The sequence below is a fragment of the Microbacterium oleivorans genome (genome assembly GCF_013389665.1).
GTDB classification, from domain to species: domain Bacteria; phylum Actinomycetota; class Actinomycetes; order Actinomycetales; family Microbacteriaceae; genus Microbacterium; species Microbacterium oleivorans_C.
The window spans coordinates 1694262-1718481 of sequence record NZ_CP058316.1 but is presented as its reverse complement, the minus strand read 5'-3'; the positions used below and the strand labels follow the sequence as shown (position 1 = coordinate 1718481).

24 protein-coding genes are annotated in these 24220 nt (G+C 71.5%); 15 read left to right on the top strand and 9 right to left on the bottom strand.

What is annotated here, in order from left to right; translation table 11 throughout:
* Window positions 1-61: 61 nt before the first annotated feature.
* Together HW566_RS08180 and HW566_RS08175 are read left to right on the top strand one after the other, a co-directional pair.
* Complete coding sequence (locus HW566_RS08180) at window positions 62-685, top strand: PadR family transcriptional regulator (protein ID WP_178011943.1); 624 nt, start codon at window positions 62-64, stop codon at window positions 683-685.
* Window positions 682-2172, top strand: coding sequence for a DHA2 family efflux MFS transporter permease subunit (locus HW566_RS08175; protein WP_178011941.1), 1491 nt, complete (start codon window positions 682-684; stop codon window positions 2170-2172). The genes HW566_RS08180 and HW566_RS08175 overlap by 4 nt, the downstream gene beginning before the upstream one ends.
* Before the next feature lie 73 nt (window positions 2173-2245).
* On the opposite strand, the gene purD is transcribed toward HW566_RS08175, so the two are convergent.
* A complete protein-coding gene (gene purD, locus HW566_RS08170; protein WP_178011939.1) occupies window positions 2246-3517 on the bottom strand; it encodes a phosphoribosylamine--glycine ligase in 1272 nt (423 codons plus the stop codon).
* Between the two features lie 35 nt (window positions 3518-3552).
* Here purD and HW566_RS08165 point away from each other — a divergent pair, with 35 nt between their 5' ends.
* Window positions 3553-3921, top strand: coding sequence for a sterol carrier family protein (locus HW566_RS08165; protein WP_178011937.1), 369 nt, complete (start codon window positions 3553-3555; stop codon window positions 3919-3921).
* Here the strand turns inward: HW566_RS08165 and HW566_RS08160 are convergent.
* Both HW566_RS08160 and HW566_RS08155 read right to left on the bottom strand, forming a co-directional pair.
* Entirely contained in the window at window positions 3893-4915 is a 1023-nt protein-coding gene (locus HW566_RS08160; RefSeq protein WP_178011934.1) for a DUF916 domain-containing protein, read from the bottom strand. The two genes, HW566_RS08165 and HW566_RS08160, sit on opposite strands and share 29 nt — an antisense overlap.
* 58 nt (window positions 4916-4973) lie before the next feature.
* Entirely contained in the window at window positions 4974-6797 is a 1824-nt protein-coding gene (locus tag HW566_RS08155) for a hypothetical protein (protein WP_178011932.1), read from the bottom strand.
* Window positions 6798-6957: 160 nt separating this feature from the next.
* Between HW566_RS08155 and HW566_RS08150 the strand changes: the two genes are divergently transcribed.
* The 6 genes from HW566_RS08150 (at window position 6958) to HW566_RS08125 (ending at window position 12841) form a co-directional block, all read left to right on the top strand.
* The gene (locus HW566_RS08150) at window positions 6958-8055 is read left to right on the top strand and encodes a heme/hemin ABC transporter substrate-binding protein (protein ID WP_178011931.1); all 1098 of its coding nucleotides are present in this window, start codon (window positions 6958-6960) and stop codon (window positions 8053-8055) included.
* A gap of 128 nt (window positions 8056-8183) precedes the next feature.
* Complete coding sequence (locus HW566_RS08145) at window positions 8184-9221, top strand: FecCD family ABC transporter permease (RefSeq protein WP_178014801.1); 1038 nt, start codon at window positions 8184-8186, stop codon at window positions 9219-9221.
* The gene (locus HW566_RS08140) at window positions 9218-10057 is read left to right on the top strand and encodes a heme ABC transporter ATP-binding protein (RefSeq protein ID WP_178011929.1); all 840 of its coding nucleotides are present in this window, start codon (window positions 9218-9220) and stop codon (window positions 10055-10057) included. The genes HW566_RS08145 and HW566_RS08140 overlap by 4 nt, the downstream gene beginning before the upstream one ends.
* Window positions 10054-11175, top strand: a complete 1122-nt coding sequence (locus tag HW566_RS08135; protein WP_178011927.1) for a hypothetical protein — start codon at window positions 10054-10056, stop codon at window positions 11173-11175. The genes HW566_RS08140 and HW566_RS08135 overlap by 4 nt, the downstream gene beginning before the upstream one ends.
* Window positions 11176-11201: 26 nt before the next feature.
* Window positions 11202-12425: a hypothetical protein gene (locus HW566_RS08130; RefSeq protein ID WP_178011925.1), complete on the top strand. Its 1224-nt coding sequence runs from the start codon at window positions 11202-11204 to the stop codon at window positions 12423-12425.
* A gap of 92 nt (window positions 12426-12517) precedes the next feature.
* The gene (locus tag HW566_RS08125; protein WP_178011923.1) at window positions 12518-12841 is read left to right on the top strand and encodes a potassium transporter Trk; all 324 of its coding nucleotides are present in this window, start codon (window positions 12518-12520) and stop codon (window positions 12839-12841) included.
* 49 nt (window positions 12842-12890) lie between these two features.
* On the opposite strand, the gene HW566_RS08120 is transcribed toward HW566_RS08125, so the two are convergent.
* A complete protein-coding gene (locus HW566_RS08120) occupies window positions 12891-13502 on the bottom strand; it encodes a zinc-binding alcohol dehydrogenase (protein WP_178011921.1) in 612 nt (203 codons plus the stop codon).
* Window positions 13503-13581: 79 nt separating this feature from the next.
* The gene (gene nagE / locus HW566_RS08115) at window positions 13582-15504 is read right to left on the bottom strand and encodes an N-acetylglucosamine-specific PTS transporter subunit IIBC (RefSeq protein ID WP_178011919.1); all 1923 of its coding nucleotides are present in this window, start codon (window positions 15502-15504) and stop codon (window positions 13582-13584) included.
* A gap of 97 nt (window positions 15505-15601) precedes the next feature.
* On the opposite strand from nagE, the gene HW566_RS08110 reads away from it, so the two are divergent.
* The 5 genes from HW566_RS08110 to HW566_RS08090 all read left to right on the top strand — a co-directional run bounded on the left by HW566_RS08110 (window position 15602) and on the right by HW566_RS08090 (window position 21452).
* A complete protein-coding gene (locus HW566_RS08110; protein WP_178011917.1) occupies window positions 15602-16747 on the top strand; it encodes an ROK family transcriptional regulator in 1146 nt (381 codons plus the stop codon).
* A gap of 34 nt (window positions 16748-16781) precedes the next feature.
* A complete protein-coding gene (nagB, locus tag HW566_RS08105; RefSeq protein ID WP_178011915.1) occupies window positions 16782-17567 on the top strand; it encodes a glucosamine-6-phosphate deaminase in 786 nt (261 codons plus the stop codon).
* Between the two features lie 79 nt (window positions 17568-17646).
* The gene (purM, locus tag HW566_RS08100; protein ID WP_256728628.1) at window positions 17647-18765 is read left to right on the top strand and encodes a phosphoribosylformylglycinamidine cyclo-ligase; all 1119 of its coding nucleotides are present in this window, start codon (window positions 17647-17649) and stop codon (window positions 18763-18765) included.
* Window positions 18766-18771: 6 nt separating this feature from the next.
* Entirely contained in the window at window positions 18772-20232 is a 1461-nt protein-coding gene (gene purF / locus HW566_RS08095) for an amidophosphoribosyltransferase (RefSeq protein ID WP_178011911.1), read from the top strand.
* Entirely contained in the window at window positions 20229-21452 is a 1224-nt protein-coding gene (locus tag HW566_RS08090; protein ID WP_256728627.1) for an MFS transporter, read from the top strand. The genes purF and HW566_RS08090 overlap by 4 nt, the downstream gene beginning before the upstream one ends.
* A gap of 9 nt (window positions 21453-21461) precedes the next feature.
* Here the strand turns inward: HW566_RS08090 and HW566_RS08085 are convergent, their stop codons facing one another.
* Window positions 21462-21638 (bottom strand): DUF3073 family protein, encoded by a 177-nt coding sequence (locus HW566_RS08085; protein ID WP_178011909.1) that lies wholly within the window; start codon window positions 21636-21638, stop codon window positions 21462-21464.
* A 147-nt stretch (window positions 21639-21785) separates the two neighbouring features.
* On the opposite strand from HW566_RS08085, the gene HW566_RS08080 reads away from it, so the two are divergent.
* A complete protein-coding gene (locus HW566_RS08080; protein WP_178011907.1) occupies window positions 21786-22316 on the top strand; it encodes a universal stress protein in 531 nt (176 codons plus the stop codon).
* A gap of 38 nt (window positions 22317-22354) precedes the next feature.
* On the opposite strand, the gene HW566_RS08075 is transcribed toward HW566_RS08080, so the two are convergent.
* The 3 genes from HW566_RS08075 to HW566_RS08065 form a co-directional block, all read right to left on the bottom strand.
* Window positions 22355-22963 carry a PadR family transcriptional regulator gene (locus tag HW566_RS08075; RefSeq protein ID WP_178011906.1) on the bottom strand — a complete coding sequence of 203 codons (609 nt, stop codon included), beginning with the start codon at window positions 22961-22963 and terminating at the stop codon, window positions 22355-22357.
* Window positions 22964-22965: 2 nt separating this feature from the next.
* Window positions 22966-23880 carry a DUF4097 family beta strand repeat-containing protein gene (locus tag HW566_RS08070; protein WP_178011904.1) on the bottom strand — a complete coding sequence of 305 codons (915 nt, stop codon included), beginning with the start codon at window positions 23878-23880 and terminating at the stop codon, window positions 22966-22968.
* A 174-nt stretch (window positions 23881-24054) separates the two neighbouring features.
* Window positions 24055-24219: a hypothetical protein gene (locus HW566_RS08065; protein ID WP_178011902.1), complete on the bottom strand. Its 165-nt coding sequence runs from the start codon at window positions 24217-24219 to the stop codon at window positions 24055-24057.
* Window position 24220 lies beyond the last annotated feature (1 nt).

Genomic DNA, 24220 nt, shown 5'->3' with positions numbered 1-24220 from the left:
GCCGTCGGGGAGCGGGGAAATAGGCGTATAGTCCACATGGACTAATCAAGAGGGGGGTGCCGTGCCGGATGCCGTCGACCGACTCACCCCACTGGGGCTGATGCTGCTCGCGCTGCTGCACGAGGACGACATGCACGCCTACGAGATGATCCGGCTGCTGCGCGACCGCAAGGCGGACCGGCTCGTCGCCCTCACCCACGGCACGATCTACCACACCGTCGCGCGCCTCGAACGGCAGGGGCTGATCGAGGAGGTCGGCACGGACCGCGAGGGCAATCGGCCCGAGCGCACGACCTACGCCCTCACCGCTGCGGGCGCCGAGATGCTCCTCGCCTGGGTGCGGCGCGAGCTGCCGTCGGTCGAGCGGCCCGAGAGGTTCCGCGTCGCGCTCGCCGAGGCGCACAACCTCGACCGCGGCGAGGTGGTCGCGCTTCTCGGCGAGCGTCGAGTCGCCCTCGCGGCATCGCTCGAGGCGCACCGCAACGCCCGCGATCACGCGATCGAGCGTGGGTCGTATCCCCAGTTCCTGATCGAGGTGCACCGCGAGGCGGCCCTGCTGTCAGCGGATGTCGCCTGGCTCGACGAAGCGGTCGAGTACATCCGTCGTTCCGACACCGTCTGGGGGGTCACCGACCTCTCCCCGACCGACCGCTACCTGGCACAGAGAGAAGCCGCCCGCGCATGAGCGAGAAGACCAGCACCGTCCGCACCCCTCAGGGCGCCCCTCACCCCGTCAGCCCGTGGCCCGCCCTGTGGGCGATGGTCATCGGATTCTTCATGATCCTCGTCGACACCACGATCGTGTCGGTCGCGAACCCGGCGATCAAAGCGGCGCTCGACCCGGCGACGAGCAACCTCGACAACGTCGTGTGGGTCACCTCGTCGTACCTGCTCGCCTACGCGGTGCCGCTGCTGGTCACCGGGCGTCTCGGCGACCGCTTCGGCCCGAAGAACATCTACCTGATCGGCCTCGCGATCTTCACCCTGGCCTCGCTCGCCTGCGGGCTGTCGGGCTCGCTCGAGGTGCTGATCCTCGCGCGCGCGGTGCAGGGGCTCGGCGCGGCCCTCATGACCCCTCAGACGATGGCCGTCATCACGCGCACCTTCCCGGCGGAGCGCCGCGGGGCCGCGATGGGTCTGTGGGGGGCGACGGCGGGCGTCGCGACCCTGGTCGGCCCGCTGGCGGGCGGGCTGCTCGTCGACGGCTTCGGCTGGGAGTGGATCTTCTTCGTCAACATCCCCGTCGGTGTCATCGCCTTCGTCCTCGCGTGGCGTCTGGTGCCGCAGCTCGAGACCCACGCCCACCGGTTCGACGTGGTCGGTGTCGTGCTCAGCGCCGTCGCCCTCTTCCTCATCGTGTTCGGCCTGCAGGAGGGTGAGCACTACGACTGGGCGCCGTGGGTCTGGGGCATGATCGCGGCCGGCGTCGTCGTGCTGGCGGTGTTCATCTGGACCCAGGGCCGCACGCGCAGCGAGCCGCTCGTGCCGCTCGAGCTGTTCCGCGACCGCAACTTCGCAATCTCCAACCTGGCGATCGCCGCCGTCGGGTTCACGGTGACCAGCATGGCGCTGCCGATGGCGTTCTTCACGCAGCTCGCCCGGGGGCTCACCCCGACGCAGTCCGCGCTGCTGCTCGTGCCGATGGCGGTCCTCTCGGGTGCGCTCGCGCCCCTGGCCGGCCGCATCCTCGACCGCGTCGACCCGCGCCTGCTTCTCGTGCCGGGTCTGACACTCATGGTCGTAGGTCTCGTCGGCTATGCGCTGCTGATGAACACGGAGGCGCCGGTGCTGCTGCTGCTCATCCCCGCCGCGGTGATCGGCGTCGCCAACGCGGGGATGTGGGGCCCGCTCGCCACGACCGCGACGCGCAATCTGCCGCCGCGTCAAGCCGGCGCGGGCTCGGGCATCTACAACACGACCCGCACGGTCGGGTCGGTCATCGGATCGGCCGCCATCGCCGCGTACATGCAGTCGCGTCTCGAGGCGAACCTGCCGGGCGCCGGGGATGCCGCGGGCGGCGACTTCGGCGGGGGCGGCGCGATGCCTCCCGTGATCGCCGAGGGGTTCTCCGCCGCGATGGCACAGGCGATGGTGCTGCCCGCCGTCGTCATCGGGGTCGCTGTCGTGGTGGTGCTCTTCCTCAAGCGTCCCGCGCACCTCGTGCAGCGCTGACTGCGGCCGGATCGGTCCCGAGGCCGCGCAGAGCTCCTGCACGGCCGTGGGGTCGGTCGCGTGGCCCGTCCAGCTACTCGGCGACGCGCGCGGCGATGTCGGTGCGGTGGTGCGAGCCCTCGAGAGAGATCTGCGAGAGAGCGCGGTAGGCGCGGTCGCGGGCTTCGGTGAAGTCGGCGCCGAGGGCGACGACGTTCAGGACGCGTCCGCCCGTCGCCACGAGACCGTCGGTCGTCTCGGCCGTCGCCGCGTGCGCCAGATGCACGCCGTCGACGGCCGCGGCGGCGTCGAGGCCGGACAGGACACGCCCCGTCAGCGGCTGCTCCGGGTAACCCTCGCTCGCGAGCACGACGGTGACCGCGGCCTCGGACGAGAAGGTCGGGTCGGGCTCGCTCTCGAGACGTCCGCTCGCCGCGGCCATCAGCAGCTCCGACAGCGACGACGTCAGCCGCGCGAGCACGACCTGGGTCTCGGGGTCGCCGAAACGGGCGTTGAACTCGATGACCTTGATGCCGCCCTCGGTGAGGATGAGGCCTGCGTACAGCAGCCCGATGAAGGGGGTGCCCTCGGAATCGAGATGCCGGATGACCGGGTCGGCGACTGTGCGGGTGACCTCGGCGACGAAGGCCTCCTCGCTGCCGAACCGATCGGCGAGCCACGGCAACGGCGAGTAGGCGCCCATGCCGCCGGTGTTCGGGCCGGCGTCGCCGTCGTACGCGCGCTTGTAGTCCTGCGCCGGGCTGAGCGCGCGGACGGTGTCGCCGTCCGAGACGAAGAACAGCGACACCTCGGGGCCGGCGAGGAACTCCTCGATGAGCACCGGTCCGCTCGGAAGATAGGTGTCGGCGTGCGCAAGGGCGGCCTCGCGGTCGTCGGTGACGATCACGCCCTTGCCGGCGGCCAGGCCGTCGGCCTTGACGACGTGAGGAGCCCCCAGCTGATCGAGCGCGGTCTCGACCTCTGCGCGGCTGCGAGCGCGCACCGCGCGGCCGGTGGGGACGCCCGCGTCGTCCATCACGCGCTTGGCGAAGGCCTTCGAGCCCTCGAGCTGAGCGGCGACCTTGCCGGGCCCGAACACGGGGACGCCGCGCTCGCGCAACGCGTCGGCGACGCCCGCGATCAGCGGTGCTTCCGGCCCGATCACGACGAGGTCGATGTTGGCGCTGCCGGCGAACTCCGTGACCCCCACCGGGTCATTCGGGTCGAGGCCCGGCACGAGCTCGGCGTCTCGGGCGATCCCGGCGTTGCCGGGCGCCGCCAGCAGTTCGTGGCCCGCTCCCTCCGCGGCGAGAGCGAGGATGATGGCGTGCTCGCGCGCGCCCGAGCCGAGGACCAGGATCTTCACCCGGCCAGCCTACCGACCGGGCTAGCGTGGAACCCATGGCCCGCAGCATCCTCACCGCCGACGGCCGCGCCGCGCTCGCTGCGGTCGCGACTGCCGAGGCTTCCGGCGACAAACCCGCCCGCACCGACCTGGCCACGGCCGTGCGCTACCTGTTGCAACTGCTCGTCGAGAAAGCGCCGGGCAATTCGGTCGAGATGCGCGTACCGCCGTTCGGTGCGGTGCAGGTGGTCGAGGGCCCGCGTCACACGCGCGGGACCCCGCCGAACGTCGTCGAGACGGATGCCGCGACCTGGATCGCGCTGGCCACCGGCGAGCTCGCGTGGTCGGATGCCGCTGCGGCGGGCCGACTGCGCGCGTCGGGCACCCGGGCCGACCTCACGGCGCTGCTGCCCCTGCGGCCGTGAGCCGGGCCCGCCTGGCGCGGCGCAGCACGAGCAGCCCACCGGCGACGATCGCCGCCGCGAGCACCAGCAGCGCGTAGAGGCTCCACGGCAGCGCGACGGTGCCGACGTCGACGGTCACCGGCGCGACCGATCCGGTGCCGAGCCCCACGCCTTCGGGGGTGACCGTGAGCGTGCCGCCGACCCACCCGAGGGACATCACCGGCAGCTCGCGGGTGACCTCCACGACCGAGCCCGGAATGATCTCGCGCAGCTGCGCGGGCGCGGTGTCCGCTCCGAAGAGGCCGAGCGGTCCCGCGACCGCGAGGGTCTCGACACCAGTGATGCGCGTGTTGCCGGGGTTCTCGAGGGCATACGACACGGTGAGGGTGCCGGCGGCGAAGGGGTTCCACGACGGCGTGTAGGCGGTCGAGACGTCGGCGATGGCCGCGGCGGGGCTCAGCTCACCGGCGACGCGCAGGTTCACCCGGGTGCCGAGCCGGCGGTCCACCGACAACGACTGCGAGGCGTCGGTGGTGACGAGGGAGGTGACGATGCCCGCCGCGTGATCGCCCGGCCGCGCGTCGGCGGGGACCGAGATGGTGAACGCGATGTCTGCCTGTTGGCCGGGCAGGAGCTCGACGGCGGGGGTGCCGATGGCGACCCAGGTGCCGGCCCCGATGGACGGGGTGCCGTCGACGAGTACGTCGATGTCGCCGCTCGAGGTGGTGAAGGCGTCGGCCGCGTAGACCGCCAGCGGCAGTGCCTGCGTGCCGGTGTTGACGACGACCATGGTGTCGCTGATGACGGCGCCCGGCTCGACGTCGTAGGTGAAGTTGCCGCGGCCGACGCCGTTGTCGTTGTCGGCGGTCTCGACGGTCCACCCGATCGTGCCGGTCGCCCCGGATGCGGCCCTCGTTCCGGCCTCGGCTGCGGCGGCGGTGAGTGACCCCGTGACGGCGAGGGCCCCGGCCAGGGCCAGGGCGAGAAGCGAGCGGATGCGGCGGCGAGCGGTCACGGGCGTCTTTCGGGGTCGAGGGGGTGGGGCCCCGGCGCGATGCCGGGGCCCCGGGGTGTCACTGCAGGGCGGTGACGGTGAGCTTGCTGGTGTACGCACCGGCCGGGGTGTCGCCGGGGATGACCAGTGACAGGTCGGCGCCCACGGTCGCGCTGGCGGCGGTGGTCGACGAGGCGAGCACACGCGAGGACGCGAGACCGGCGCCGCCCAGGCGGGACGACGGCACGTCGGCGCCCTTGGTCACCGCTGCGCCGCCCTCGACGACCTTCGGCGTCCAGCCGAGCAGGTCGGCCGAGAACGACCCGCCGCCCGGGGAGGCGAAGTCGCTCGCCTGTCCGGAGATGCTCCAGATGTAGGGCGAGGTGCCCCCGGCGCGGGTGTCGGTCACCACGATGTTGGTGAGCGAGCCGGTCGCGACGAAGTTGCCGCCCTGTGCGGTCGCCGTGCCGAGGTCGGCCGGCGAGGATCCCTCGAAGCTCCAGCCGAACGAACCGGTGGGCTCCTCGACCTGCTCCGGCACCTCGACGACGACATCGCTCGCGCCGGCGAAGGTGATCGGGGTGAACGTCTCGAAGGGCGCGTAGGTCGCGCCGCTGCCGGCGTAGGTGTAGATGCCGTAGTTACCCGCCAGCAGATCGCGGGCCTCGGTGGTCGAGACGTTGAGCTCGGCCGTGAAGGTCCCGTCGGCCGCGAGCTCGATCGCACCGGCCGCGGCGCCGCCGACGGCGGCGTGGCTCTCGGCCGGGAGCGCCCACTTGGTGTCGACGCGCTCGCCGCGTGCCGAGGCCGGGGCGCCCGCGGAGGGCTTCCACACGTCGGCGAACTTGCCGAATGCGACGTACGCGCCGACGAACTGGCCGGCCAGCGGCGGCCGGCTGCCCGTCGTCGCGGCGCCGGCGGGCACGAAGCCCGAACCGGTCACCGTGATGGTCTCGCCGGCACGGTCGATGCCGGAGGTCTTCGAGACGGTGACGGTCGGTGCGGCCGGCTGAGCCGCGGCGGTGTACGACACCGACAGCGGCGTGGTGGGCTTGCGTGCGTCCGCTGCGCCGCCCGAGGAGTACCAGTAGCTGCCCTGGCCGGTCAGGGTCTGGAAGTCGACGAACGGCTGCGGGAACGCACCGGCCGAGGCCCCGGTCGTCACCTGCGGCGTGCCCGAGCCGGTGTTCACCGTCTTGCCGAGGTAGTCGGGGGTGACGGTGAATCCGTCGGCGTCGACCTCCACGCCGGTGAGGGTGGCGATGACGACGTCCTCGACGGGGGTGATCTGCTGGAACAGATCGGGGTCGTCCATCGATGTGCCGTAGCCGCCGAGCGTGGCGGTGATGGTGCCGGTGCCGTCGGCCGCGACGCTCAGGTGCGGGTCGGTGATCCAGGAGCGGGTCATGCCCGAGTAGTAGGCGGACGTGAACGTCCCGGTCCACTGGATCTCGGCGGTGCCGGCGGCGGGGTCGACCGTCCCGGTTCCGGCTGCGATCTCCACGACGTGTCCGGAGTTGTTGCCGGCGCCGGTGGTCAGGCGCGTGCCGTTGACGTCCGTGCTCAGTCCGGCGAAGGTCGCATCCGCGTAGCTGCCGTCGGGCTGGCGCTTGAGGATGTCGACGTTGCCCTCGGACTGCTTCCAGTTCGCGGTCGTCACGCGGTCGGCGGACGAGGTCGCGGTGACGACGCCGGCGCTGAAGAGGTTGTACGTGCCCGGCGCGAACGCGGCGGCGTGCGACTCGGCGTTGACGCCCCAGCGGAAGACGGCGTCCGAGACGGTCGTCTCGGCGGCGCTGGCAGGCGAGGCGGCGAGGACGCCGCCCAGAGCGAGCGCGCTCGCGGTGACGAGGGCCGCGATCGGCCGTCCTCGTCGACCGCGGCGCGTGGTCGGAGATTCCATGGTTGATCCCTTCGTGGTGTGGCTGCCTCCGGCCGCTCGGACATCGGGTACCGGCGCACGCGTTCGCGTGGATCGGGGAGGCTAGGCAAGGCTCACCTAACCATGCCGCGACGAGATGGTGCAAGATGTAGGTCAGGCTTACCTAACCCGAGGTGATTTCATGAGGCCGAGACGTTCCCGTGCGATCGGCGCGCTCGCCGTGGCGCTCGCCGCTGCGCTGATGCTGTCGTCGTGCGACGCCACCGCGCCGGGCGGCGGAGCGGATGCGGCAGCGACGCCCCCGCTGTCGGAGGTCACCCCGCTGTCCGACCCGGCCGCGTGGGAGGGGCCGTCGACCGCGGTCGCCGCGCACACGGCGGTCGAGCCGATCACCGACGGCCCGCAGGCTCTTCCGGCCACCGTGGTCGACGCGCAGGGCACCGAGGTGACGGTGACCGACACCTCCCGCATCCTCACGCTCGACATCTACGGATCGCTGTCGCGGATCGTGTTCGAGCTCGGACTGGGCGAATCGGTGGTCGCGCGCGACACCTCCAGCGGCTTCGCTGAGGCCGCCGGGCTGCCCGTCGTCACCGAGAACGGCCACGACCTCAACGCCGAGGCGATCCTGGATGCCGCACCGACGGTCATCCTCACCGACACGAGCCTCGGCCCGTGGGACACCATCCTGCAGATGCGCGATGCGGGCATCCCGGTCGTCGTGGTCGACTCCCATCGCTCGCTCGAGAACATCGGCGACCTCGTGCAGCAGGTCGCCGGCGCTCTCGGCGTGGCGGAGCGCGGCACGGCGCTGGCCGCACGGACGATGGCGGAGGTCGACGCGAAGATCGCCGAGATCGCGGCGATCGCTCCCGCGGATCCGGCGGAGAAGCTGCGGATGATGTTCCTGTACGTGCGGGGCCAGTCGGGCGTGTACTACCTCTTCGGCGAGGAGTCCGGCGCCGACAGCCTGATCGAGGCGCTCGGCGGCGTCGACGTCGCCGGTGAGATCGGATGGCAGGGCATGCGTCCGGTCACCGACGAGGCGCTCGTCGATGCGAATCCCGACCTGCTCATCATGATGACCAAGGGACTCGAGTCGGTCGGCGGCGTCGACGGGCTGGTGGAGCATCTGCCCGCGGTCGCGCAGACCGACGCCGGACGCCACCGTCGCATCGTCGACATGTCCGACACGACGGTGCTGAGCTTCGGCCCCGCCGCCGCCGGCGTGCTCGACGCGCTCGCCGTCGCCGTCTACGCGCCCGAGGCCGCCGGGTGAGCGTGGTCGCCTCCGAACCGATCGCGCCCGACCCGACCGGCGTGACGCGCTCCGGGACGGGCGCCGTGCGGCGGGCCGGGGCGCGGCGGCGCCGCACCCCCGTGCTTGTCGTCGGGGTCTTCTGCGGGATGTCGCTCGCCCTCGTCGCGCTGGCGGTGGTGTCGGCCGGCAGCGGTCAGCTCGTGATCCCTCCCGACCAGGTCGTGGGGGCATTCGCGCGCGCCTGGAACGACGCGGTGAGCGCGGCGGGGCTCGGCGCCCTGTCGGTGCCCGACGGCGCGGCGATGACGCATGTCAACGGCGAGGCGACGTTGTGGCTCATCCGGATGCCGCGGCTGATCATGGCCGTGCTCGTGGGCGCGACCCTCGCCACCGCCGGGGTCGTGATGCAGGGGGTCTTCCGCAACCCGCTCGCCGAGCCCGGCGTGATCGGCATCTCCTCGGGTGCCGCGGTCGGCGCGTCCGCTGCGATCGTCTTCGGGCTCACCTTCGCGGGCCCCCTCACGCTGCCGCTGCTGGCCTTCGCCGGCGGGCTCGCCGCCACGGTGATCGTGTACTCCTCCGCGCGAGCCGACGGGCGCACCGAGGTCGTCACCCTCGTGCTCACCGGCATCGCGGTCAACGCCGTCGGCGGGGCCGCCATCGCGCTGTTCACCTACCTCGGCTCGACGCAGGAGCGCGAGCAGATCGTGTTCTGGCAGCTCGGGTCGCTCAACGGCACGCGCTGGCAGGACCTCGCGATCGTCGCGCCGCTGGCGATCGTCGGCATCGTCGCCTGCTTCTTCTTCGCCGGCAGTCTCGACCTGCTCGCCCTCGGCGAGCGGCAGGCCGAGCATCTCGGTGTGCGCGTCGAACGGCTCCGCGTGGCGGCCATCGTCGTCATCGCGCTGCTCACGTGCGCCGCGGTCGCCTTCGTCGGCATCATCGGGTTCGTCGGGCTGGTCGTGCCGCACCTCATGCGGATGATCCTCGGACCGGCGCACCGGCTGCTGCTGCCCGCCTGCGCCCTCGGCGGCGCGGTGCTGCTGCTGGCGGCAGACCTCGTGGCGCGTACCGCGATTCCGGGTTCGGAGCTGCCCATCGGCATGCTCACCGCACTGATCGGCGGACCCTTCTTCTTCTGGCTGCTCCGCCGTACCCGCCGCCGATCGGGAGGCTGGGGATGAGCGTCGTCCTGCGCGCCCGGGGCGTGTCGGCCGAGGTCGGTGGACGGCGCGTGCTCGACGGCATCGATCTCGAACTGCGGGCCGGGGAGGTCCTCGTCCTGGTCGGGCCCAACGGTGCCGGAAAATCGACCCTCCTCGCCGTGCTCGCCGGGGACCGCGCCCCGCACGGGGGGTCGGTCGAGCTCGACGGCGCGGTCCTCGACGCGTGGCCGGTCGCCGAGCGTGCTCGCAGGCGATCGGTGCTGACCCAGAGCAACGACGTGTCGTTCCCCTTCATCGCGCACGACGTCGTCCGCATGGGACGCGCGCCCTGGCGTCGCCGCCCCGAGGCCGCGCGGGACGACCTCGCGGTGGCGGAGGCCGTCGTCGCGGGAGAGGTCGGGCATCTCGCGGATCGGCCGGTGACCGGTCTCTCGGGCGGAGAACGGGCACGCGTCGCCTTCGCGCGCTCGTACGCCCAGGAGTGCCGGATCGCGCTGCTGGACGAACCGACGGCGAGCCTCGACATCCGTCATCAGCACCGGGTGCTCGATCGTACGCGTCGGCGGGTCGCTGCCGGTGGCGCCGCGATCGTCGTCCTGCACGACCTCGGCCTCGCCGCCGCCTACGGCGACCGCATCGCCCTGCTCGAGGACGGTCGCCTCGCCGCCCACGGAACGCCGCGCGAGGTGCTCGAACCCGCGATCCTGACGCGGGTCTACCGGCATCCGATCGACGTCGTCGAGGGCCCGCGCGGCGCGTTGCTCGTCCTGGCCGACAGCGGCGCGGCCGACCGTTCCGGCGATCGCCCGCCGTCCGCCCCCCTGCAGACATCGACCGAGGAGCGCACCCCATGAGACCCCTGCACCGTATCGCCGCGGCGATCACCGCCGCCTTCATCGCGTGCGCCGCGGGACTCATCGCGGCGCCCGCCGCCTGGGCCGCGGCATCCGTCTCGATCGGTACGGCCGACGGGAGCGGTGTCGTGGCGGCCGACGGTGCGACCGAGGTGACCGTATCGGGGTCGGGATTCCAGGCGATCCGGGGCGGGTTCGGTGGGATCTACGTGCTCTTCGGCTGGGTGGACGATCCCTCCGGTGGGTCGTGGAAACCCAGCGCCGGCGGCGCCGTCGGAGCGGACTACCGCTACGTCCCCGACGCCGAGGCTGCCGACAACAACGGCTTCCAACGCTTCATCGCCTTCGAGGGCAGCCAGACCGAGAGCTCGGCCAACGGCGTCATCGCCGCCGACGGCTCCTGGTCGATCGACATGGTCGTGCCCGGGGCTGCGTTCGAGAGCACGGATCGCGAGGGTGAGGTGGCGCCCGTCGACTGCCGCGAGGTGACGTGCGGGATCATCACCATCGGTGCCCATGGGGTGAAGAACGCCAACAACGAGACCTTCACCCCGATCACGTTCCGCACCGCGGCCGCGGACGCGGAGCCCGCAGCCGCCGCTCCCGCCGCGGGCACGGCCGGGGCGGTGCGGGTCGGTGTCGCGTCGGCCGGTGTGGCGGCCGGAACCTCGATCGTCTTCACCGGTCAGGGCTTCGCGCCCGGTGAGCAGGTCGTCGCCTCGCTCGACGGCGGACTGACCGCGGTCGGGCCGCTCACCGCGGGTGCGCAGGGCGAGGTCGCGGCGGCACTGCCGGTGCCCCGCGACATCCGCGACGGCACGCATCTGGTGACGCTGAGCGGCGCCGCCTCGGGGGCGGTCGCCGAGGCGGAGGTGACCGTCTCGGGCGGCACGGTGACGGAAGCCGCCGCGAGCGGCTCGGAGCAGCCGCCGCAGTGGGCGCTCGTGGTCATGCTGGTGTCGCTGCTGGTGTCGGCGCTGCTCATCGTGGCGAGCATCGTCGCCGCCGTCGTGCGCGCCCGCGCCCGCCGGCGCGCCCGCCGGTCGACCGCCCCGCCCGCTCCGGGCGCCCCGCCTGCTCCGGGCACGGCTTCCGCGCAGCCGGCGGGGGCACGATGATCCCCCGGGTGCCGCGGATGCGGCGGATGCGGCGAGGCGCGTTCGCCTCGGGCGTCGCGGCGATCGCCCTCGTATGGGGTCTGGCGGCGGCACCGGCCGTCGCCCTCGCGGACGGCCCCGACGATGTCATCGTCACGATTCCCGAGACCGGCGAGAACCCTCCCGTCACGCCGCCGGCCGGCGGCGACCGCATCACCAACGCTCAGCTGCGCTGGGGGCTCAATGCCGAATCCGGCGGAGGAGCCTTCGCGGGCGGATGCAACTTCCTCAGTGCCGGGCGGGCCGGCGATTCCGGCGGCTCTCGTGTCTGGACGGCCTCGGACGGCCTCTATGCTCCGACGGACGGAGCCGTGCGCATCGAGAAGCCGACCGCGGACGGCGGGTGGACGGCGGCATCCTGGGACACGAAGTGCCTCGACCCGCGGGGCGCGGCGGTGACCACCGCCTCGACCGCGAGCGCGACGGGGAACCAGGTCGTCATCGACGGGGGCGCGGGCAGCCGGAGCGCCGAGGGTCTGGAGATCCGCTGGTCGGGGTCGTTCACCGTCGCGTTCTACGGCGGCATGACCTACTGGAGCATCACCGACCCCGTGCTCTCGCTCGATTCCGGCGGCTCGGGGCGACTGACCGGCACCGCCAGCGGTTACGGCACGTCGATGGACGACCTGACGAAGTGGGAGCCGATCGCCGCCGCCACCGTCGTCCTCGCCGAGATCCGCGGCGCCGCCGGCGACCGGGGCTTCACCGTCACCCCCGAGTACCTCGGCGTCGCCGCGACCGGTGCCGGGCAGGTGCCACGCACGCCCCAGAACGCGGCGTACTGGGGGTCGTTCCCGCAGTCGTTCGTCGACTTCCACCGGCTCACCGGGCAGCAGGGATACTGGCTCACGACCAACGGGGTGAGGGATGCGGCCAAGCCCGCCTCGCCCGTCACCGTGAGCTACGACGCCGCGGCGCCGGTGCCCGTCCCCCCACCGGCCGCCGGTGGAGCGCCCGCCTCGGCAGCCGCGCCGTCCAACCCGCTCCGGCTCCCCGCGGCCGTGGTGGCAGCGGTCCCCGATGCGCCCCCCATCGTGGCTGCCAATGCGCCGCTGTCGACGGTGCCGCAGGCGGCGGGTCTGGTTCCCGAGGCGACGGGACGGTGGCCCGCGCTCGTCCTCCCGCTGCTCGCGTCGGGCTCTGCGCTCGGGCTCGCCGTCATCGCGGTACTCAGCATGATGCAGCTGCTGCCCTGGCAGCGCGCGTCCTAGACCGCCCGAGAGCACTGCGCCCCGGAGACCGCCCGAGAGCACCGCGCGTCGGAGACCGCCCGAGAGCACTGCGGCGGTGCGACAATGGACCCATGGCTGAGCAGATCACCGAACGGGTCGAGTCGGCGCGCGTGCGTCGTGTGCCCAAGTACAGTGTGTTCCTCCTGCTCGGCGCGGCGGCGGGCATCATCGCGGCCCTCGCCCTCACCTTCGGCGTCTCGGACGACGGGGTGAGCGTCAGCACCGGTCTGGAGTACTCAGCGGGTCAGGTCTTCGGGTTCATCGCGCTCGGCGCGATCCCGCTCGGGATGGCGCTCGGGGGCGTGGTCGCGCTCATCCTCGACCGGTCCGCGCGCCGCCGCTCGCGCGAGGTGCGGATCGTGCACGAGCGCGTCCGCACGTCCGACGACGTCTGACGGAGCACGCCGCAGGCCGGCGGTGCCGTTCCGGGGGTCGGTTCCGCCGTCAGGCGATCTCCGCGATGATCGGCGCGATCGCCGCGTCGAAGGCGACGATGTCGCTGCGCAGGCCGTCGGTGACGGCGATGGTGAGTGACCCGATCCACCAGACGCCCCGCTGCGCCAGCGGCAGGACCTGCACGTTCAGCTCGAACGAATGGGCGCGCCGGCCGACTCGGCGCTCATGCTGGGCGAGCGCCCCGGCGTACGCGCGGTAGGCGACGCCGCCCGAGGCCTCGGTACGCGCCGCGTACCGAGCCTGGACCTCGCGGGCGAAAGAGACGGCTGCGGCCGCATGGGGCAGCATCTCGCGTTCGAGCAGTGCGAAGCCCTCGGTCGGCAGCGCCACGAGCGTGTCGTATCCGGCGACGAGGTCGAGCGGCACCGGTGACGGGTGGGCGAGCGGTTCGACCGTCATCGCCCAGTACGCCCGCCACTGCCGTTCGAGCTCGATCTGCTCGTCGGCCGGACGCTCCGGCGGCGCGGCCTCGACACCGCGCAGGTGCGGCAGCTCGTCCGGAGAACGCACACCCAGCACCTGGCGCAGGTAGAGCGCGACGACCGCCGGTGGCGCGGCATCCTCCCGCACCACCCACTCCGGTGTCCCCGCCGCATTCATGGCGCCAGTTTAGATCGGTCCCGGCACCGGGCGGCCGGTGTCGACGGACGCGTGGTCCGTACGGCACCGGCCGTCGAGCTCACTCGAACGCGATCGTCGCGTCGGGGTTGTTCAGCACGATCACGGGCGTGATCGCCGCATAGCCGGCCGAACGGATCACCGCGGCGTCGAAGCGCAGGAGGGGGCGTCCGGCGTGAACGCTCTCACCTTGCTGCACGAGCGCCTGGAAGCCGGAGCCCTTCAGCTCGACGGTGTCGATGCCGACGTGGATGAGCAGCTCGGTGCCGTCGGCGAGGGTCAACCCGATCGCGTGTCCGGTCGGGAAGACCGTCGTAACGGTGCCGTCGGAGGGCGCGACCACCGTGTCGCCGCTCGGCTCGATCGCGACCCCCGGCCCCATCGTGCCGTCGGCGAACATCGCGTCGGGCACCTCCGTCAGGGGCCGCACTTCGCCGGCCACGGGCTGCCGCAGGCGTACGACGTCCGGGGCGCCCGCCGTGCGCGGCGCCTCTGCGACGGCGGTGCGGACGCCGGGCTCGACCGCGCGGCCGGCCAGCACGTCCTCCATCGCGTCCTTGACGAACTGCACGTTCAGGCCGTAGACGACCTGCACCGACTTCGCGCCCGAGGTGATCGTGCCCGCGGCGCCGGCCCGCTTGAGGGCGTCGCCGTCGACGCGTGAGGTGTCGGCCACCTCGAGCCGCAGGCGGGTGGCGCAGTTGTCGAGCTGGACGATGTTGTCCTTGCCGCCCAGCGCCGCGACGAACCGCTCGGCGGTCCCGGCGAATCCGGCGTCGCGTGCCACGCCCGCCGCATCCCCGGTGTCGGCGTCGAGCACGTCGTCGTCCTCACGACCCGGCGTCTTGAGTCGGAACTTCAGGATCAGGAATCGGAACACGACGAAGTACACCGCGAACCAGAAGACGCCCATCACCGGGATCAGCCACGGGTTCTGCGCGAGCGGGTTCATCCAGCCCAGCACGAGGTCGATGAATCCCGCTGAGAATCCGAAGCCCATGCGCGTGGGGAGCAGGGCGGCGATGAACAGCGAGATGCCGGTGAAGGCGGCGTGCACGAGGTAGAGCCAGGGCGCGAGGAACATGAAGGCGAACTCGAGCGGCTCGGTGATGCCGACGAAGAAGGCAGCGACGGCGGACGAGAGCAGGATGCCGGCGACGGCCTTCTTGCGCTTGGTCTTCGCGGTGACGTACATCGCCAGGGCGGCGCCCGGCAGGCCGAACATCATGATCGGGAAGAACCCGGTCATGTACTGACCGGTGACCCCGAACACCCCGTCGCCGTTCGCGCCGTTCAGGAAGTTGTTGAGGTCGTTGATGCCCGCGACGTCGAACCAGAACACCGAGTTGAGGGCGTGGTGGAGTCCGAGGGGGATCAGCAGGCGGTTGAGGAAGCCGTAGATGCCCGCGCCGACGGGCCCGAGGGTCGAGATCCACTCGCCGAAGATGACCAGGCCCGTGTAGACGACCGGCCATACGAACAGCAGCACGATCGCGAAGAGCAGCGAGACGCCGGCCGTCACGATCGCGACGGAGCGCTTGCCGGAGAAGAACGACAGGGCGTCGGGCAGCTTGACGTCCTTGAAGCGGTTGTACGCCCACGCGCCGATCAGGCCGCAGATGATCCCGACGAAGACGTTCTCGACCCGGCCGAAGGCGGGGTCGACGGTGGCGACGTCCTCGACGCCCACGAACTTCGCCACGGTCGCCGGGCTCAGCAGCGTCGTGACGGTGAGCCACGACACGAGTCCGGCGAGGGCGGAGGTGCCGTCGGACTTGTTGGCCATGCCGATCGAGATGCCGATCGCGAACAGCAGAGCCATGTTGTCGAGCAGCGCGCCGCCGGCGGTGGCCAGGAACGTCGAGACGATGTTGTCTCCGGCCGCCGCGGTGATCCACTGGCTGATGCCCACGAGGATCGCGGCGACGGGCAGGACGGCGACGGGCAGCATGATCGACCTGCCGAGTCGTTGGAAGAACTTCATGGGTCACTCCGATGTGCGCGGGGGGATTCGGTACGCCAGTATTGATTAAGAACGTTTCCGAATTATTTCTCGGCGACTGTACTCGATGGGAGCGCGTATGACGAGCACGTCTGTGGCCGGCGGAACGAGCGCCCGTCCCCGAGGGCGGCGGATCCGCCCCGAGGACGCGCGCAGCAACAACCGCCGTCTCGTGCTCCAGGCGCTCCACCGCGAAGACGGACTGTCGCGCGCCGACATCGCCCGCGCCACCGGGCTGTCGCAGGTGACGATCTCCGATCTGGTCGCCGAGCTCGTGGACGACGGACTCGTGGTCGAGAGCGGTCCCGGCCGGCGGACCGGGCCCGGCGCCCCCTCACGGGCGCTCGCACTGGCCCGCACGGCGCGCAACATCGTGGCGGTGTCGATCTCGAGCGGCGACACGTTCGAGGGTGTCGTCGTCGACCTCGCCGGGACGCCGCTCGCGCGCGACATCGTCGAGCGCCGCGGTGCGACCGGTGCCGAGGCGCTCGCCTTGCTCGGCGACCTCGTCGAGCGGCTCATCGCCCGCGCCGAAGCGCCGGTGCTGGGCGTCGGCGTCTCCACCCCCGGCGTGGTCGACGGTTCGGGCACGGTGCGCGAGTCCTCCCACCTCGCCTGGACCGACGTGCGCCTCCGCGACCTCCTGGCCGCGCGCACCGGCCTCCCGGTCGTCGTGGCCAACGGTCTCAACGCCGCGGGGATCGGCGAGCTCAGCCAGGGGCGGCTCGACCACGATCTGCTCCTGGTGCGCATCGGCGCCGGCGTCGGCGCGGCCGTCATCGTCAACGGCGCGGTCGTGCACGGGCGCAACTGGACGGCGGGCGAGCTCGGGCACGTCGTCGTGACCGAGGGCTCCGGTCCGGTCTGCGCGTGCGGGCGGACCGGATGCTTGGAGGCGTGGCTCTCGGTGCCGAAGCTCGAGGCGCGCCTGGCCGGGGCCGCCGACGCGGGGGCCGCCGCGCGCGTGCGGCACGAGGCCGGCGCGTGCCTGGGCATCGCCCTGGCGCCGCTGGTCGCCACCCTCGGGCTCACCGACGTGGTCCTCAGCGGGCCCGCCCACCTGCTCGACGGCATCCTCATCGACGCCGCGAGGGAGGCGATCGGATCCCGCGTACTGCCGATCGTCTTCGACGACCTCGTCGTGCGGCGCACCGAGAGCGACGGCGACCTGCGCCTGAGCGGCGCGGCCGCCCTCGTGCTGTCGGGCACTCTCGGCCTCACCTGAACCCGCTCGACCCATCGAACCGAAAGGCAGCGCCATGGCAGAAGTCATCATCGTTCCGAGCGAGCAGGAGGCCGGCCGGCTGGTCGGCGACGCGATCGCCGACCTCATCACCGACCGCCCCGACGCCGTCCTCGGCCTGGCCACGGGATCCACCCCGCTCGCGGTCTACCGTCACCTCTCCGATCGTGTGCGGCGCGACGGCGTCGACGTCTCGCGGGTGCGCGGGTTCGCCCTCGACGAGTACGTCGGCCTGCCGGCGGGTCACCCCGAGAGCTACCGACGGGTCATCGAGCGCGAGGTCGTCGAGCCGGTCGGATTCGACCCCGCACGCATCCAGGTGCCGCACGGCGACCTCGAAGGCATCGAGACGGCGGGGGAGAGGTACGAGGCCGCCATCCGCGAGGCCGGCGGCATCGATCTGCAGATCCTCGGCATCGGCCGCACCGGCCACATCGGCTTCAACGAGCCCGGAAGCTCGCTCGCCTCGTCGACCCGGGTCAAGACGCTCACCGAGGAGACCCGCGCCGACAACGCCCGCTTCTTCGACTCGCCCGAGGAGGTGCCGATGCACTGCATCACCCAGGGCATCGGCACGATCCTGCGCGCGCGCCACCTCGTGCTGCTCGCCTTCGGCGCCGCGAAGGCCGAGGCGGTCGCCGCCGCGGTCGAAGGGCCGGTGAGCACGTCGGCGCCGGGATCGGCGGTGCAGCTGCATCCGCACGTGACGGTCGTCGTCGACGAGGCCGCCGCCGCATCGCTCTCGCAGGCTCCGTACTACCGCCACGCCTGGGCGAACAAGCCCGCCTGGCAGGGGATCTGAGCGAGGCGGCATCCGGATGCCGGCCTCGCCGCGACACGCGCGGCATCCGCGCCTCGCCCGTGCCGGTACTCTGGATGCCGTGGCCTCGAGTCCCGCTGATCCCTATACCCAAGCCGGCGTCGACACTGCGGCGGGAGATCTCGCCGTCGAACTGATGAAGTCGGCGGTCCGACGAACCCACGGCGCCGAAGTCCTCGGAGGTGTCGGCGGCTTCGCCGGCCTCTTCGATGCGACCGCGTTGCTCGGCTACACCAAGCCGCTGCTGGCGACCTCGACCGACGGCGTCGGCACCAAGGTCGCGATCGCGCAGGCGATCGACAAGCACGACACGATCGGGCAGGACCTCGTCGGGATGGTCGTCGACGACATCGTCGTGGTCGGTGCCAAGCCGCTGTTCATGACCGACTACATCGCGTGCGGCAAGGTCGTCCCCGAGCGCATCGCCGACATCGTGCGCGGCATCGCCGACGGCTGCTCAGCCACCGGAACGGCCCTCGTGGGCGGCGAGACCGCGGAGCATCCCGGACTCCTGGGGCCGGGCGACTACGACGTCGCGGGTGCAGCCACGGGCGTCGTGGAGTCTTCGCAGGTGCTCGGAGCCGAGCGCGTGCGCGAGGGCGACGTCGTGCTCGCCCTCGCCTCGAGCGGGCCGCACTCGAACGGCTACTCGCTCATCCGCCACATCGTGACGGGGGCGGGCATCGGCTACGGCGACCACGCCGCGGACTTCGGTCGCACGTGGGGCGAGCAGCTGCTCGAGCCCACGCGGCTGTACACGTCGCCGCTGCTGCGGCTGATCGATCAGCTCGGCGACGGCGTGCACTCCCTCAGCCACGTCACCGGCGGCGGCATCGCCGCGAACCTCGCGCGCGTGCTGCCCCGGGGCAGCTGGGTCGACGTCGATCGCTCGTCGTGGTCGCCCGCGCCGGTCTTCCGCGTGCTCGCCGATCTCGGCGGCCTCGACCTGCAGCGCACCGAGGGCACCTGGAACCTCGGCGTCGGCTTCTTCGCGGTCGTCGCCGCGGAGGCAGCGGATGCCGCCATCGCCACCCTCGCCGCCGACGGCATCGACGCCTGGCAGTCCGGCGTCGTCTCGACGGGGCCGCGCCCCGACGGGGAGTACGAGCAGGGCGCCAAGGGGGTCGACGGCGGCGCCGTCCGCCTCGTCGGCGATTACCGCGAAGCAGGAGCGAACTAACCCCCCATGTGCGGAATCGTCGGAATCGTCGGGCAGTCCCCGGCGAACCAGGAGATCTACGACGCCCTCCTGCTGCTGCAGCACCGCGGCCAGGACTCGACGGGCATCGCGACCGCCGAGAACACCGGGGTCTTCCACATCTTCAAAGCCAACGGGCAGGTGCGCGAGGCGGTGCGCACGCGAGACATGCGCTCGCTGCTCGGCAACATCGGGCTGGGTCACGTCCGGTACGCCACCAAGGGCACGGCATCGAGCGAAGAAGAGGCGCAGCCCTTCTACGTCAACGCGCCGTACGGCATCGTGCTGGTGCACAACGGCAATCTGACCAACACGCGTGAGCTGACCGAGGAGCTGTTCCGCAAGGACCGCCGCCACCTCAACACGAGCTCCGACACCGAGCTGCTGGTGAACGTGCTCGCCAACGAGCTGCAGACCACCATCTCGGGGCTCGATCTCGACCCCGACCAGGTCTTCCAGGCGGTCGAGCGGGTTCACGAGCGGGTCGAGGGCTCGTATGCGGCGATCGCCCTCATCGCCGGACACGGCCTGCTGGCCTTCCGCGACCCGTTCGGCATCCGCCCGCTCATCCTCGGCACGCGGCGGGCCGAGAACGGGCGCGACGAGTGGACGGTGGCCTCGGAGTCGCTCGTGCTCGAGAACGGTGGTTTCGACGTCGTGCGCGACATCGAGCCCGGAGAGGCCGTCTTCATCGACGCCGACGGCACGCTGCACGCGCGCCAGGGCGCCCAGCAGACGCAGCTCTCGCCCTGCTCGTTCGAGTACGTCTACCTCGCCCGCCCCGACTCGATCATGAACGGCATCTCGGTCTACGAGGCGCGCTTGCGGATGGGTGAGCGCCTGGCCGACACGATCGCCAAGTACACCCCGCAGGATGCGATCGACGTCGTGATGCCGATTCCCGACTCGTCGCGCCCGGCGGCCATGCAGGTCGCCCGCAAGCTCGGCATCGAATACCGCGAGGGCTTCTACAAGAACCGTTACGTCGGCCGGACGTTCATCATGCCGGGCCAGGCGGTTCGCAAGAAGAGCGTGCGCCAGAAGCTCAACGCGATGTCGAGCGAGTTCAAGGGCAAGAACGTGCTGCTCATCGACGACTCGATCGTGCGGGGCACGACCTCCAAGGAGATCATCCAGATGGCCCGGGATGCCGGTGCCAAGAGCGTCACGTTCGCCTCGGCCGCGCCGCCGGTGCGCTACCCGCACGTGTACGGCATCAACATGCCCTCGCGTCATGAGCTGATCGCCCACGGACGCACGATCCCCGAGATCGCGCAAGAGCTGGGCTGCGATTACCTCGTCTACCAGGAGATCGACGATCTCAAGGCGGCGATCGTCGAGGGCACGGGCATCACGGACCTCGACATGAGCTGCTTCGACGGCCGTTACGTCACCGGGACGGTGACCGACGAATACCTGAACTGGGTCGAGGGCACCCAGCAGTCGTGAGTGCGCTCTGGCGGGGCCGGGCGCTCGCCTTCGTCGGTGTCGTCCTCGTCGCCTTCTCACTGCGTTCGGCGGTGGCCTCGCTGTCGCCCATCCTCGCCGAGATCGACGCCGACCTGGGGGTCCCCTCCTGGGTCGCCGGGCTCATCGGTGCCGCACCCCCGATCTGTTTCGCGGTCTTCGGGGTGCTGACCCCCGTGCTCGAGCGCCGGTTCGGTCTGCAGCGTCTCGCCGTGGCCGCCATGATCGTGGCCGCAGCGGCGCTGCTCGGGCGCGCGCTCGCACCCGACGCCGGCACGCTGCTACTGGCCACGACGGTGCTCTTCGCCGCGATCAGCACCGGCAACGTCGTGCTCCCGCCGCTGATCAAGACCTACTTCCCCGATCGCGTCGGCACGATGACCGCGATCTACTCGACGATGCTCGCCATCGCGGCCTTCGTACCGCCCCTGGTCGCGGTGCCGATCGCAGACACCGCCGGATGGCGGTTCTCGCTGGGGTTGTGGTCGGTGTTCGCGGCGCTGGCGATCGTTCCCTGGCTCGTGACGCTGCGCCGGTCGCGCATCGCCGCTGCCGCGGGCGACGGTGCGTTGCCGCCCCCGCCCCCGCCCCAGGTGCTGGGCCGGCTCTTCCGGCTCCCGATGGCGTGGGCGATCGCCGTCACCTTCGCGGTGTCGGCCTCGAGCGTCTACGCGTCGTTCGCCTGGCTGCCGATCATCCTCGTCGATCTGGCCGGGGTGTCGCACTCCGCTGCCGGCGCACTCCTGGCGCTCTTCGGTGCCATGGGCCTGCCGTGGTCGATTCTCGTTCCGCTCGTCATCACGCGATGGCGGCGCCTGGGGGCGATCTACGCGGTCGCCGCGAGCGCCGGCGTGCTCGCTGTAGCGGGACTGCTCATCGCGCCGGGATCGGCGGTCGTGCTGTGGGTGGTCCTGCTCGGGACCCCCCAGATGCTGTTCCCGGCCGCCCTGGTGTTCATGCAGCTCAAGACCCGGACGCACGAGGGCACCGTCGCGCTCAGCGGCTTCGCGCAGAGCATCGGCTATGGGGTCGCGGCCGTGTTCCCCATCTCGTTCGCGCTGCTGCACGAGGCGACGGGAGACTGGACGGGCCCGCTCATCATGGTCGGCGTGCTGATGCTCGCAGCGATCCCCGCGGGGATCGTCGTCACGCGCCCTCAGACGATCGAGGACCAGTGGGAGCAGCGCCACGGCGCATGGTGATGAGCCCGATCAGGCCTTCTCGTCGGAGTACTCGTCGGAGTACTGATCGGCCCACTTGTCGACGTACTGATCGTCGTCCGAGTGGCCGAGCTCCTTCTCGAGCGAAGAGAAGTTGACATTGTAGGTGTCGTACTTCAGCTCACGCGCGATCTTGGTGTGCTTCGCCTTTTGACGGCCACGCCCCATGCGAGACCCCCTCATTTCTGAGTCACGGGCTAGTAGCGACGCCCGGAGCATTTCACGATCCGGCCATCCGCCGGGAAGAGTAGCATTCAGAATAACACGGTGGCTCCGGGCACTCGCGGTCGAAGCCGCCGAGACGAGGGGGAAGCCATGACCGAGCACCACGTCGACGACGATACGGCCCGCCTGCCGCGAACGCCGGTGATCGCCGGGGTCATCCCGGGGCAGTCTCCGCGCGTGCTGACAGAGGCTGCGCGATACGCGAAGCTGCTCGGGGTCGGGCTCATCGTCGCACACGTCGATGTCACGCGCTTCGTCACCTACGAAGACCCCGACGGATACGTCCACACCGCGCCGATCGATCTCGGCGCCGTCTCGAGCGCCGCCCAGTTCGAGGAGATCCGGGATGCGGCACGCGCGGCGCTGGCCGCGTCCGGGGTCGAGTGGGTCGCGCATCAGCTCGTCGGCGATCCCGCCCTGGCCATCAAGCACCTCGCCGATCGGCTCGATGCGCGGCTGCTGGTGGTCGGGACGCGACGACGCGGCCTCGGCGAATCCATCCGGGAGTTCTTCACGGGTTCGGTCGCCGCGCGGCTGGCCCATCGGCAGAAGCGACCCATCCTCGTCGTCCCGCTGGGCGAGTCGGCATCGGATGACGAGGAGCTGTGGGTCGACAGCTGACGGATCGTCGGGGGCCCGACGAGCGGACCCCCGGAGGCTCACCCGCGGAGCGCGCGTCGGACCTGGGCCTGGGCGGCGTCCAGCGCCATGACCAGTTCTTCGATGATGGACGGGTCGAGCGCGCCGGTGCGGGCGACGTGGGTGCGGAGATCGGCTCGGACGTTGGAGCGGAACTCGTCGATCGCCGTGTCGGCGCGTTGCACCTGGGTACGAGCAGCCGTGCGGGCGTTCTCGGGCTCCGTGGGCGAGGCCGCCGCGGAGCGGCCGGCATCGCGTGCCGCGGCGAGGTCGGCCTGCAGGCTTCTCATCGCCGCGCGCACGTTGCCGCGTACTTCGTCGGCGATGAGGCGTACCGTGTCGGCGAGACCGGCCTCGATCCCGTCCAGGTCGCCTCGTCGCGCGTCGAGGTGCTCGCGGCCGGCCGCGGTGATCTCGTAGACGGTCTTGCGTCCGTCGACGGTCTTGGTCACGAGGCCTTCGTCCTCGAGCTTCGACAGTCGCGGGTAGATGGTGCCGGCGCTCGGTGAATAGGTGCCGCCGGTGCGGTCGGAGAGCGCCTGCATGAGGTCGTAGCCGTGCCGTGGCGACTCGTCGAGCAGCGACAGCAGGTAGAGGCGGAGGTCGCCATGGGAGAAGACGGGGGGCATGATCAGCTCTCCTGCCCGGGGGTCTCGTCACTGAGGGCGTGCTGCGGCCCGTCGTCGGTGACGGAGGCCGTCGAGCCGGCGGTGATGTCGCTCGTCACGGGAGCGGGGCGGCGCAGCACGGTGACGTCGCCCGAGACCGAGTTGGTCCGCACGTCGACGAAGGAGCCGCTCAACTCACCGGTCGAGCCGGTGAAGCTCGTGAGGGGACCGGTGCCCTGACCCGACCGTACGACACCGTCGATCAGGACCCGTCCGCTGACGCTGCGGACCTGGTAGTCGGCGGGCAGTCCGTCGTCGAGACGGACGGTCGCGTCGCCGCCCACGGTGTGCAGCGAGATCGACTGAACCGGTCCGGTGGAGTCGACGAGCATGGCGCCCGAGACGGTGTCGATGTTCGCCTTGCGGAGGGTGCCGGTGGCAGCGACGTCGCCCGACACCGAGTTGGCGCTGAGCGCGCCCTCGAGGCCGCGGATCTGCACGTCGCCCGACACCCCGTTCGCGCTGACGTCACCGGTGATGCCGTCGATGATGATGTCGCCCGAGACGGTGTTGACGCGGGCGTCGGCGGCGAGGCCGGAGATGAGGGCGCTGGCGCTCACGACGCCCAGAGTCAGATCGGTGCCGCGCGGGACGGCGACGCTCACTTCTGCCTTCGGACCGACCGAGCCGAAATTGCGGAAGACCTGCAGGAAGTTGTCCCACCGCAACTGCGGGTGGTCGATCTCGATCGTGTCGCCGGTCGCTTCGATCCGGAGATCCTTGCCGGTGACGGCGTGGACCTCGATGCGGACGGCCGGCTCGTCGTGGGCGACGATGTCGATCTGGCCGCCGACCATGCTCACCTTGAGCTTGCGGATGTCGTCGACGTCGATGACCCGGGTCTCGCCGGGGTGGACAACCCATTTCTGCAGTGTCATGGCACTCCCTCTCTTCGGCGACCGCTCGATCGCTGACGATTCGCGATATATCGCGTTGAACCGAAGATAACACGATATATCGCGTTTGTCAGCACGAAGCCGCTGCGGGTGATCTCCAGTGCAGAAACGCCGAACGCCCCCGCCGACGGCGGGGGCGTTCGAAGCGTGCGCCGGTCAGGCGCGCTTGTTGCCGCTGATTACTCGGAAGAGGAACGCGATGAGCGCGATCACACCTACGATCAGGGCGACCCACAGCAGCCAGCTGAGTGCACTATTGAGGCCGCTGACGATCGCGAGCACGATCGCCACGACGATGATGATGACCAGGAAGATGTTCATG